Annotated in this window: 13 protein-coding genes; 8 read left to right on the forward strand and 5 right to left on the reverse strand. The window is 74.6% G+C overall.

Annotated elements, in window-relative coordinates; all coding sequences use genetic code 11:
- A partial coding sequence (locus AE652_RS21050; RefSeq protein WP_234348468.1) for an AMP-binding protein occupies nucleotides 1–739 on the reverse strand: 739 nt, incomplete at its 3' end.
- A gap of 180 nt (nucleotides 740–919) precedes the next feature.
- Here AE652_RS21050 and AE652_RS21055 point away from each other — a divergent pair.
- From AE652_RS21055 to AE652_RS21070, 4 genes are all read left to right on the forward strand, one after another.
- Nucleotides 920–2,020 (forward strand): alpha-hydroxy acid oxidase, encoded by a 1,101-nt coding sequence (locus AE652_RS21055; RefSeq protein ID WP_049653820.1) that lies wholly within the window; start codon nucleotides 920–922, stop codon nucleotides 2,018–2,020.
- A gap of 186 nt (nucleotides 2,021–2,206) precedes the next feature.
- Nucleotides 2,207–2,983 (forward strand): methyltransferase domain-containing protein, encoded by a 777-nt coding sequence (locus AE652_RS21060; protein ID WP_049653821.1) that lies wholly within the window; start codon nucleotides 2,207–2,209, stop codon nucleotides 2,981–2,983.
- Between the two features lie 38 nt (nucleotides 2,984–3,021).
- The gene (locus tag AE652_RS21065; protein WP_049653823.1) at nucleotides 3,022–3,957 is read left to right on the forward strand and encodes an alpha/beta hydrolase; all 936 of its coding nucleotides are present in this window, start codon (nucleotides 3,022–3,024) and stop codon (nucleotides 3,955–3,957) included.
- Nucleotides 3,954–5,273: a PLP-dependent aminotransferase family protein gene (locus tag AE652_RS21070; protein WP_053112163.1), complete on the forward strand. Its 1,320-nt coding sequence runs from the start codon at nucleotides 3,954–3,956 to the stop codon at nucleotides 5,271–5,273. The genes AE652_RS21065 and AE652_RS21070 overlap by 4 nt, the downstream gene beginning before the upstream one ends.
- 63 nt (nucleotides 5,274–5,336) lie before the next feature.
- Here AE652_RS21070 and AE652_RS21075 read toward each other — a convergent pair whose 3' ends face one another.
- From AE652_RS21075 to AE652_RS21090, 4 genes are all read right to left on the reverse strand, one after another.
- A complete protein-coding gene (locus AE652_RS21075; RefSeq protein ID WP_049653827.1) occupies nucleotides 5,337–6,101 on the reverse strand; it encodes an ABC transporter permease in 765 nt (254 codons plus the stop codon).
- Nucleotides 6,102–6,221: 120 nt separating this feature from the next.
- Nucleotides 6,222–7,196: an ATP-binding cassette domain-containing protein gene (locus AE652_RS21080; protein ID WP_049653828.1), complete on the reverse strand. Its 975-nt coding sequence runs from the start codon at nucleotides 7,194–7,196 to the stop codon at nucleotides 6,222–6,224.
- 117 nt (nucleotides 7,197–7,313) lie between these two features.
- Nucleotides 7,314–8,516, reverse strand: a complete 1,203-nt coding sequence (locus AE652_RS21085) for a glycosyltransferase (protein WP_049653830.1) — start codon at nucleotides 8,514–8,516, stop codon at nucleotides 7,314–7,316.
- The gene (locus tag AE652_RS21090) at nucleotides 8,513–8,812 is read right to left on the reverse strand and encodes a hypothetical protein (RefSeq protein ID WP_049653832.1); all 300 of its coding nucleotides are present in this window, start codon (nucleotides 8,810–8,812) and stop codon (nucleotides 8,513–8,515) included. Before AE652_RS21090 ends, AE652_RS21085 begins: the two co-directional genes overlap by 4 nt.
- 143 nt (nucleotides 8,813–8,955) lie before the next feature.
- Between AE652_RS21090 and AE652_RS21095 the strand changes: the two genes are divergently transcribed.
- From AE652_RS21095 to AE652_RS46475, 4 genes are all read left to right on the forward strand, one after another.
- Entirely contained in the window at nucleotides 8,956–9,888 is a 933-nt protein-coding gene (locus AE652_RS21095; RefSeq protein WP_049653834.1) for a 3-oxoacyl-[acyl-carrier-protein] synthase III C-terminal domain-containing protein, read from the forward strand.
- A gap of 141 nt (nucleotides 9,889–10,029) precedes the next feature.
- On the forward strand, nucleotides 10,030–10,320 hold the full coding sequence (locus tag AE652_RS21100; RefSeq protein ID WP_049653836.1) for a phosphopantetheine-binding protein: 291 nt from the start codon (nucleotides 10,030–10,032) through the stop codon (nucleotides 10,318–10,320).
- A 4-nt stretch (nucleotides 10,321–10,324) separates the two neighbouring features.
- On the forward strand, nucleotides 10,325–11,110 hold the full coding sequence (locus tag AE652_RS21105) for a hypothetical protein (protein WP_049653838.1): 786 nt from the start codon (nucleotides 10,325–10,327) through the stop codon (nucleotides 11,108–11,110).
- Nucleotides 11,107–11,302: hypothetical protein (locus AE652_RS46475; protein WP_199823124.1), on the forward strand; the 196-nt coding region annotated here is incomplete at its 3' end. The genes AE652_RS21105 and AE652_RS46475, both read left to right, overlap by 4 nt.

Raw genomic sequence — 11,302 nt, forward strand, 5'->3', positions numbered from 1 at the left:
TCACGGTGGTCGGCCGGTCGCTCGCGGCGACCTCGGCGAGGATGCCCGCCGCCGTCATCCGCTCCGGCACGGTGAGCGCGACCCGGGCGTGCAGGCTGTTGAGCAGCCCGCCGACCAGGCCGAGCACATGCACCACCGAGGAGAGCAGGACGACCCGCTCGCCCTCGCCGGGGAACTCCACCAGCCTTCGGTAGCAATCGAGTTCGCGCAGCAGATCGGTCGCGGTGCGGGCGATGACCTTGGCCGGACCGGTGGATCCGGAGCTGAGCTGGATCAACGCGTGTCCGGTGCGGGCCGGGCGCCCGTCCGCCAGCGGGACGGCCACCGGCTCGACTTCGGAGAAGCCGCGCAGGGCCGCCGCCGACCGATGGGCGGAGCCTACCAGCACCTGCGGGGCCAGCCGGGCCACCGCCGCGTCGATCTCGTGGTCGGTCAACCGGTGGTCGAGCAGGGCGACTTGGGCGCCGAGGCGCCAGCACGCCAGCAGCACCGCGACGAACGCCACCGAGGGCGGCAGCCGCAGCGCCGCCGTCCCGCCGGGTCCGAGCCCGGCGGCCGACAGCCGTTCGGACTGCTCCTCGACCAGGGCGCGCAGGGCGTCCCGGTCGAGCGGTGCGCCGAGGCGCAGGCACTCCTCGCCGCCGGGTCCGGCCAGCAGCAGCCGGTCGACCCAGGAGTCCGGGGCGTCGGAGTGCGGCAGGAGGGCAGGCGGAAGTACGGAGGGGAGAAAGCCGGTCAACGCGGCTCCACACAAGTGAGGGGATTTTGACATGAACGCCGTTAACAAATCCGAACGGCCAATTCCGTGGCCAGACCTTGGCACAGACGTTTGGTCAAATCAAGGTCTATACCAATGTGGTCGTTGCTCCTACGCTGCCGAAGCAGGACCGGCCCGTGTGTGGCCGTCCTGGAACGAGGAATGCCCGTGGGACTTCTCACGCTGGCCGGGATCGAGCGTGCGGCGCACGCCCAACTCCCACCGGAAATCTGGGATTTCATCGAAGGCGGAAGTGGCGCCGAACGCACCCTGACGGCCAATCGGGAGATGTTCGGACGCCATGCGCTGCGCCCGCGCACCCTGGTCGACGTCTCCGCCTGCGACCCCGCGCTGACCCTGCTCGGCGCACCGCTGCGCCTCCCGCTCGGCATCGCCCCGATGGCCTACCACCGGCTGGTCGACCCGGAGGGGGAGACCGCCACCGCGCGCGCAGCCGGCCGGGCCGGCGCCCTGCTGGTCGCCGGGATGTTCGCCAGCCGGACGCTGGAGGAGATCGCCGCGGCCGCCACCGGCCCGCTCTGGCTCCAGCTGTACTGGCTGCGTGAACGCGCCGTCCTCGCCGCCCTGGTGGAATGCGCCGAGGCGGCCGGCTACGGCGCGCTCGTGCTGACCGTGGACGCCCCCAGGATCGGCCGCCGGCTGCGCGACCTGCGCAACGGATTCGCCGTCCCGCCGGCCGTCCGCGCGGTCAACCTGGACCAGGCCCTGACGGCCGCCAGCCACCGCGCCACCGCCGGACGTTCGGGCATCGCCGAGCACGCCCGCGAACAGTTCGACCCCGCACTGAGCTGGACCGACCTGGCCTGGCTGCGCGAACGCACCCGGCTGCCGCTGGTCCTCAAGGGGATCCTCACCGCCGAGGACGCCCGGCTGGCCGTCGAGCACGGCGTCGACGCCGTCCTGGTCTCCAACCACGGCGGCCGCCAACTCGACGGTGCGATGCCTGCCCTGGCCGCCCTCCCCGAGGTGGTCGACGCCGTTCCCGCCGAACTGCCGGTGCTCTTCGACGGCGGCGTGCGCAGCGGCACCGACCTCGCGATCGCCCTCGCCCTCGGCGCCCGCGCCGTGCTGGTCGGCCGCCCCGCGCTCTGGGGCCTGGCCACCGACGGCGAGGCCGGGGTGCACCGGGTGCTCGACCTGCTGCGCGAGGAACTGGAGCACACCATGGCCCTGTTGGGCCGCCCCCGGCTCGCCGACCTGGACCGTACGGTCCTCGCGCCCTGGCCCTGCCCGGCCGGCTGAACCCTGGCCCCCCGTGCGGCCGTTGAACCCGTACCCCCGCGCGGCCGGCCGGGTCCGAGCCCCGCACGGCTGTTGAACCGCACGGCTGTTGAACCACGCAGCCGTTGAACCACGCGGCCGTTGAACCGCACGGCCGTTGAACCGCGCCGTACCCGAACCGCGTTCTCCCCCATGGAGGTCCGACACATGACCGAGCAGAACGAACGATTCCCGGGCTGGGACTGGGACGACCCGGACGGGCTGGCCCCCCGGCTGGACGCCTTCAGCGAGCAGGTCGCCACCTGCGACACGCTCGAAGCGCACCCCGGCGGGCTGCCGCGCGACCACCAGGGCCTGCGTGAACTCGGCATCACCGGAATCGAGTTCGCCGCCTTCCGGACCGCCCACCCGGAGGGCCTCGGCACCGACCTCGCCACCCTGCGCGGCCCCGACGCCGCCACCGCGCCCGGCACCCTCTACCGGGTCGACGGCGACCGCTGGTTCACGCAGCTCGACATCGCCGAACCGCTGCCCTTCGCCGACGCCAGCGTCGACTGGGTGTACGCCGAGCACCTGGTCGAGCACGTCACCATGCCGGTCGCCGTCGGCTGGCTGCGCGAGGCCCGCCGGGTGCTGCGCCCCGGCGGCGTCCTGCGCCTGACCACCCCCGACCTCGCCCGCTACCTGGTCGGCTACGCCACCGGCGACGGCTTCCTCGGCAAGCACCGGCGCCGGCTGACCACCCTCGGCTTCGGCCCGCCGATGCCCGAGCGCCCCGCCTTCCTGGTGAACCAGATCTTCCGGTACTTCGGGCACCAGTGGATCTACGACCTGGACGAGCTGCGGCACGTCCTCACCCGGGCCGGCTTCGACCCCGACGGCATCCGTCCATGCGCCTACCGGCAGGGCGCCCGTCCGGACGTCGCCGACCTCGACACGGCCTTCCGCACCGACGAGACCGTGTACGTCGAGGCAGACTGCTGAACCCGCCGCCGAGCCCCGCGCACCGAACGGATCCGCCCATGCCCCTGCACCCCCAGGCCGAGGCGCTGCGCGCCCGGCGCGCGAGCAGCGGGACCCCGCCGCTCTACACCCTCACCCTCGCCGAGGCCCGTGCCGCCGACCTCGCGGACATCCGCGCGGCGGCCGGCACGCCCGAGCCGGTCGCCGCCGTCGAGGAGCACCGCGTCCCCGGCCCCGGCGGCGAACTCGCCCTGAGGCTCTACCGCCCCGAGCCGCCCGGCCGCCGACTGCCCGCCCTGCTCTACCTGTTCGGCGGCGGCTGGACGCTCGGCTCGCCCGACACCAGCGACGCGATCTGCCGCCGGCTCACCAACGCCGTCGGCTGCGTCATCGCCTCCGTCGGCTACCGGCTCGCCCCCGAGCACCCCTTCCCCGCGGCGCTCCACGACAGCCGCGCCGCACTGCTGCAACTCGTCGAACGGGCCGAGGAGTTCGGCGTCGACCCGGACCGGATCGCGGTCGCCGGCGACAGCGCCGGCGGCAACCTCGCCGCCGCGCTCACCCTCCTGCTGCGCGCCGAGGGCGGCCCGGCCCTGCGCCACCAGCTGCTGGTCTACCCCAACACCGACCACGGCGCCGACACCCCGTCGCTGCGCGACCACGACGACCCGGCACTGTTCAACCGCCGCTCGGTGGACTGGTACTGGGGGCACTACCTGGCCGACCGGGGCGACGGCGCCAGCCCGTACGCCTCCCCGCTGCGCGCCGCCACCCTGGCCGGCCTGCCGCCCGCGACCGTGCTGACCGCCGAGTACGACCCGCTGCGGGACGAGGGCGAGCAGTACGCCGAGGCGCTGCGCGCAGCAGGGGTCCCGGTCGAGCTGCGCCGCTACCCGGGCATGCCGCACGGCTTCTTCGCCATGACCGGCACCCTGGACGACGCCGCCGAGGCCCAGGCCTTCGCGGCCGGCTGTCTCCGGGAGGCGCTGCGGTGACGGCTCCGCCCGCTCCGGGAGGCGCCGCGGCGCACCTCCGACTGGACGACCTGCACGCCTCCCTGGCCGATCCGCTGCTGGACGCGATGACCCTCCTCAACGAGGTCACCACCCGCTACCCGGACGCCGTCTCCTTCGCCCCCGGCCGCCCCTACGAGGGCTTCTTCGAGCCCGAGGACGTCCCGGCCTACCTGGAGACGTACCTCGCCCACCTGGCCGACCGCGGCCTCGGGCGGGACGCGGTGCGCACCGCGCTGTTCCAGTACGGCCCGACCAAGGGCCTCATCAACGACCTGGTAGCCCGCGCGCTGGCCAACGACGAGGGCCTGACCGTCGACCCCGGGGCCGTGGTGGTCACCGTCGGCGCCCAGGAGGGCATGCTGCTGACGCTGCGCGCCCTGTGCGCCGGCCCGGACGACGTCCTGCTGGTGAGCTCGCCCTGCTACGTCGGCGTCACCGGCGCCGCCCGGCTGCTCGACCTGACCGTCCGCCCCGTCCCCGAGGGCCCGGACGGCGGCCCCGACCCGGCGGCGGTCCGCGCCGCCGCCCGCGCGGTGCGGGCCGAGGGGCGCCGTCCGCGCGCCCTCTACGTCGTCCCGGACTTCGCCAACCCCTCCGGCACCAGCATGCCGGTCGCGGCCCGCACCGGGCTGCTGGAGGCCGCGGCCGAGGAGGGCGTGCTCGTCGTCGAGGACAACCCGTACGGCTTCTTCTCCCGCACCCCGGGGCAGCGGCCCACCCTCAAGGCGCTGGACCGCCGCCGCCAGGTCGTCTACCTGGGCTCGTTCGCCAAGACCTGCTTCCCCGGGGCCCGCCTCGGCTACGTGGTCGCCGACCAGGAGGTGGCCGGCCCCGACGGGCGGCGCAGCCTGCTCGCGGACGAGCTGGCCAAGCTGAAGAGCATGACGACGGTCAACACGCCCGCGCTCAGCCAGGCCGTCATCGGCGGCATGCTGCTGACCCACGACTGCCGCCTGCGGGCCGCCAACGCCCCTGCCACGGCCCACTACGCGGCGGGCATGGACACCCTGCTGCGGGAGCTGGACCGGCACTTCCCGGCCTCCGTGCGGCGCCGGCTGGGCATCTCCTGGACCCGGCCGGACGGTGGCTTCTTCGCCGTGCTGACGGTGCCGTTCGTCGCCGACGAGGCGGCCATGGAGCGCTGCGCGCGCGACCACGGGGTGCTCTGGACGCCGATGGCGCCGTTCTACCCGGCGGGCGGCGGCGAGCACCGGCTGCGGCTGTCCGTCAGCTCGCTGACGCAGGCGCAGATCATCGACGGCGTGGCGAAGCTGGCGGCCTTCCTGACCGCCTGAGTCCGCTACGGGGACGACGGAGGGGCCCGGCTCATCGCGAGCCGGGCCCCTCCGTGCCGTCCGTCAGCGCACCCGGGTGGAGAACAGCCGGGCCGACCAGTACACCGCCAGGACGGTCATCACCGTGACCACCAGCAGCCCCTGCCAGACCACGTCGTCCCCGGCGTGCCCGGAGAACAGCGCGCGCATGCCCTCCACCGCCCAGTAGAAGGGGTTCCACCTGGCCGCCTGCTGCTGCCACTCCGGCGCCAGGGTGAGCGGCAGCAGCACCCCGGACAGCAGCGCGATCGGCTGCGCGATGGTATTGACCACCGGCGACATCGCCGCGTCGGTCGGCACCATCAGCGCGATGCCGAAGGAGATCGCCGAGGTCATCAGCGCCAGCAGGCCCAGCAGCAGGTAGGCGAGCAGCAGGTTCAGCGGGCTCACCCGCAGCCCGAACGGCAGCGCGATCAGGGTGATCAGGACGGCCTGCACCAGCAGCGCCACCATCTCCCGCATCGCCCGCCCGAGCAGCAGCGCCAGCCGGCTCACCGGGGTCACCCGCGAGCGCTCGATGATGCCGGACCTGAGCTCGCCGAGCAGGCTGAAGCCGGTGTACAGCCCGCCGAAGATGCACAGCACCGCCAACAGGCCCGGTACGTACACCTGGTAGACGTCGGCGTAGCTGCGCGCGCCTTCCGAGGCGAGCACCTTCTTCAGCAGCGGGGCGAACAGCAGGAGGTAGAACACGGGTTGGATGATGCCGACGGCGATCCAGATCGGGGTGCGGATCATGAGCAGCAGCTGGCGCTGGAAGATCAGCCAGGTGTCGCGGGCGAGCTTCACGGTCTCCCCAGGGAGGTGTGCGGGTCCGGGTGGTGCGGGTCCGGGTGGTGCGGGGGCGGGTCTGCCGCGGCGGGCGGCCGCTGCGGGTCAGGACTGCTGCGGCGGGCGCCCGGTGCGGGGTCAGGACTGCTGCAACGAGCGCCCGGTGCGGGCCAGGAACACGTCGTCCAGGCTGGGCCGTTGGAGCTGCACGGTACCGGGCGTCAGGCCCGCCGCGTCCAGCGCGCGCAGCAGCTGGGGGATGGCGGCGGCGCCGTCCTCCAGGTACAGCCGCAGCCCCTCGTCGCCGTTCTGCTCCAGCCGGTGCAGGTACGGCTGCGGGCGCAGCACCGCGGCCGCGCGCTCGAAGGCGGCCTCCGCGGCGTCCAGCCCGACCAGGACGACGTCGCCGGAGATCTCGCGCTTGAGCGCCTCGGGGGTGCCCTCGGCCACCACCTGGCCGTGGTCGACGATGGCGACCCGGTCGCAGAGCGCGTCGGCCTCGTCCAGGTAGTGGGTGGTGACGACCACCGTCATGCCCTCGGTGCGCAGCCGGCGGATCTCCTCCCAGACGTACGCCCGGCTGGCCGGGTCCAGCCCGACCGTGGGCTCGTCCAGGAACAGCACCCGCGGCTGGTGGATCACCCCGAGCGCGATGTCCACCCGGCGGCGCTGGCCGCCGGAGTAGGTGGCACACGGGCGGTCGCCGAACCCGGTCAGGTCGAAGGCCTTGAGCGCGTCCGCGGCGGCCTGGCCGGCCTGCGCCTTGGCCGCGCCGTACATCCGGGCCTGGAGCACCAGTTCCTCGCGGGCGCTGACGTTGTCGGTGGTGCCGCCGCCCTGGGCGACGTAGCCGATCCGGCGGCGGACCCCGGCGGGGTCGGTGAACAGGTCGGCCCCGGCGATGACGGCCTGTCCGCCGTCGGGGCGGATCAGGGTGGCCAGCATGCGCAGGGTGGTGGTCTTCCCGGCGCCGTTGGGGCCGAGGAAGCCGTAGATCTCGCCGGCGGCGACCGACAGGTCGATGCCGCGGACGGCGTCGACGGTGGTGTCGTCGCCGCCGCGGCGGGAGGTCTTCTTGCGGTAGGACTTGCGCAGTCCCGTGGTCTCGATCAACGGGAACTCCCGTGCGGGGATGGGCTGCCACGGCACCTGGGAAGGCGGGGCCCGGCACCTGCGGAGGGTGGTGCCGCTGCGACACCCTAGGGCGAACCCCGCCCAGGAAACAATGGCCTAGACCAATGGACGTGCGGTCTCCCGGTCTGCTACAGGGCGCCGGCCCGGGCCCGTTCGGCCGAGCGCCTCCAGCCGGTCCGCCGCGACCACCGCACCGCCCCCGGCCAGCAGTTCCGCGCCGACCTGAACCGCCCGCCGCCGGTACTCCGTGGAGTCGAGTACGGCCCGCAGCGCGCCCGCCAGCCGTTCCGGCGCGACGCGCGCGAACGGCACCCGCAGCCCCGCGCCGGCCGCCGCCACCTGGCCGGCCACGACCGGCTGGTCGTGCCGGATCGGTGCGGTGACCAGCGGCAGGCCGTGCGCCAGCGCCTCGCCCACGGTGTTCATCCCGCCGTGGCAGAGCACCGCGTCCAGCTCGCCGCGCGCCATCAGCTCCAGCACCGGCGCCCGGTCCACCGCCACGGCCCGGGGCGGGAGTTCGGGCAGCAGCCCGCGCGGCGCGGCGAACACCGGCTGCACGTCGTCGCCGCACAGCTCCAGCGCCCGGACGGACCGGGCCAGGAAGTCCGCGCCCAGCTCGCCGGCCAGCGTGCCCATGGTGACCAGCACCCGCCGCCGGCCGGGCAGCAGCCGCTCCCACGGGAAGTCCGGGTCGTGCGGCCGTACCGACAGCACCGGCCCGACCAGCGCGTGCTCCGGCGGCGGGGCCGAACCGGTCAGCGCCGGACCGGTGGTCGCCAGCACCAGGGCGGGGGAGAAGCGCGGGTCCAGGTACTCCTCCGGAGGCAGCGCGGCACGCTCCCACAGCCCGCGCAGCAGCCCGGCCATCCAGGCCTCGACCTGCGGCAACGCCCGGTAGGGGTGGCCCAGTTCCATCGCCCCCGGCGCGAAGGACGCCCACGGCAGCCCGTGCCGGTGCGCGACCAGCGCGCCCGCCGGGGTGTGCTGGTCGACCAGCAGGACGTCCGGCCGCCACTCCCGCACGATCGCGTCCAGCGGCTTCGCGGTGAACCGCGCGTACGGGACGATGAAGCCCTCCCAGAGCGTGCGCAGCGCGGCCAGTCCGTGCCCGCCCTGGGCCCGGAACGCCCGGGTGCCGGTGCCGAGCACCTCGGCGTGCGGGCCGAGCAGTGGGCGCAGCACGGACTCGGTGCCGGTCCAGGCGACCTGGTGGCCGCGTGCGGTCAGCTCGGCGGCGATGCCCGCGGCCGGGTTGACGTGGCCGGTCAACGGCGGCATCACCAGCAGGAACCGGGTCATCGCGCGTCCTCCTCGGGGAGCAGTCGCCGCAGGTCGGCGACGGTCAGGGCCTCCAGGGCGACCAGGTCCAGCCCGGCGCGCAGCGCGGCCAGGTCGGCCCGCGGACCGAAGCGCTCGCGCAGCCGTAGCGACAGATCGGCGAGTTCGTCCTCGTCCAGCAGCAGGTCGCCGTCCAGTCGGGCGTCCGGGGTGACGTGGCGCGCCCAGTCGGGCGGCGCGCCGGCCGCCTCGACCAGCAGGGCCACCAGCTCCGGGCCCAACGGGGCGTCGGGGTGGAGGGGTTCAGGGTTCGGCATGAGAGATCTCCCACCTGCTCGACGGCACGGGGGTGAACGCGGCCGCACCGGAGCGCAGTTGGCGGCTTCCGGGGAGCGACGGCGACGGTGGAGGGGCCCGGGATCACTTGTGCGACCCGGCGGGCGTCGGAATACTAGCCCGGGTGACCGCACTGGAGGCAGTGGCCGTCCACCTCCCCCCACACGCCGTTCCCATCGAGGCGGTGGGCGAGCGCATCGGCCTGACCCCACGTCAACTCCGTCTCTTCCGCCGCTTCCACGGCCTGGACCAGCTACGTCTGGATCCGACCGGGACGCTGCCCGACCTGCTCGAAGCCGCCCTGGACAACCTGCCGGAGCTGCGCGGACGCGAACGCGACGTCCGCTTCGTGATCCATGCCCGCAGCATGCCGGTGGCGGTGCCCCATCCGCTCAACCCGCTGCACGACCTGCTCGAAACCCGTGGCCTGGCGCACGCCGACGCCTTCACGGTGACCCACCACGCCTGCGCGGTGGGCCTGCTGGCCATCGACCTGGCCGGCCGGCTGCTCGCGGCCGAACCCGACCCGGCGGCGCTCGCCCTGGTGCTGACCGGCGAGAAGACCTTTACCAGGGACGCCCAGGTGGTGCCCGAGACCGGCATCTTCGCCGAGGGCGCGGCCGCCTGCCTGGTCAGCGCCGACGGCGAGCGCCACCGGATGCTCTCCTTCGCGGTGCGCCAGCGCCCGGAGTTCGACGGCCGGCTGGCCGAGGACCCGGACCTGCTCGCCCGCTACCAGCGCGAGTACCCGAACGTGATGGTGGAGGCGATCGAGGCCGCCCTGGACCAGGCCGGTCTGGACCTCTCCGACCTGGCCGCGATCCTGCCGCACAACGTCAACCAGGCGTCCTGGCGGATGATCGCGCGCCGGATCGGCTATCCGGTCGAGAAAGTCGTGCTGGACAACGTGCGGTCGGTCGGGCACAGTTTCGCCTCAGACAGCCTCATCAATCTCCACACCGCCACCACGCGGGGGCTGCTCCGCCGCGGCGACCACTACCTGATCGCCGCCGCCGGTGTCGGAGCCACGTTCTCCGCGATGGCCATGCGGTACTGACGGCCCGCCGACTCCTCCGGTGGCCGTCGTCCGCACAGCGACGCCGCATTTCCCACACCGCATTTCCCACACCACCCCAGAGCCCCGGGGCGCCTGCAAGCCCCGGAGCACACATCCCACGTACGACGGGACGGGACACCCATGTCAGAAGCCGCGGTCCAGACCACCGACCCCGAACTGCGCGAGCGCATCCTGCACGGCATCGGCGAGCTCCTGCCGCGCGTCCTCAAGCGCGAACTGCCCGAGATCCCGCAGGACGCCTGCCTCTTCGACGACCTCGGCCTCACCTCGGCCGGCACCATCGAGCTGATCCTGGAGCTGGAGGAGTCGCTCGACATCCAGGTGGACGTCGAGCAGATCACCGAGGACGACCTGCGGTCGGTCACCAGGCTGGCCGACTACGTCGCCGGGCACGTCATCCCCGAGGACTGACCGGGTGGCCCCCGGTCCCACCGGCCTGCGGATCACCCGGGTGCTCGCCCGCCGCTCCGCCGGCCGCTCGGAGACCTCGCTCCACCCGGACCTGCGGGTCTTCGTCTCCGACCTCGTCCGCCCCTACGGCCTGCCGCTGCGCGAGGACCTGCTCGGCGAGGGCGTCGGCCACTCCTACGAGGAGCTGGCCGCCGGACCGCTGCGCGAGGCGCTGGCCGAGGACGAGCCGGCGGACCTGCTGATCCTGGCCTTCGACACCCCGGACGTCCGGCCCGGCGCGCCGTCCTCGCTGGCGCTCAGCCGGTCCGTCCCGGGGAGCCCGCTCTCCTTCGCGGTCTGCGACCAGGGCGGCGCGGCGGCCTTCACCGCGCTGCGGCTGGCCGCCGCCCACCAGCGCACCGGCACCTGCCGCCGGGCCGTGGTGGTGCTCGCCGAACAGAGCGCGCTGCACTACGAACCGTCCGGGCCGGTGCCGTTGCCGGAGCGGCACGCGGTGGTGGTGCTGGTCTGCGAGGAGGCCCCCGGCGAGGGCCTGGCCGTCCGGCAGACCCGGGGCGAGGCCTCCCCGGCGGAGGCGGTCCGGGCCGAGGCCGAGAAGCTCGGGCCGGAGGCGGCGCTCCTGCTCGGCCCCGGCTTCGGCGCCGGGGAGCCCCCGCCGGCCCAGCCGTTCACCGGACTCTGGGCGGAGCTGGCCGACCACCTCCCGCGCTGGCGGGCGGACGGCCGGCCCGCGCTGCTGGCCGGGTACGACCGCCGGCTCGGCGTGCTCAGCACGCTGGCCCTGCCGTGACGGCGATCGACCTCTGGCTGATCGATACGCGTCAACCAGCCGTACCGGCCGCCGAGTTGTGGCCGTTGCTCGACCCGGACGAACGCGCCCGGGCGGCGCGGATGGAGCCCGGGCCGGGCGAGCGCTTCACCGTGGTGCGCGGCGCCGTCCGGCGGCTGGTCGCCGCCCGGCTCGGCGTGCCCCCGGCCGCAC

This window comes from Kitasatospora sp. MY 5-36 (assembly GCF_001182915.1).
Lineage (GTDB): Bacteria > Actinomycetota > Actinomycetes > Streptomycetales > Streptomycetaceae > Kitasatospora.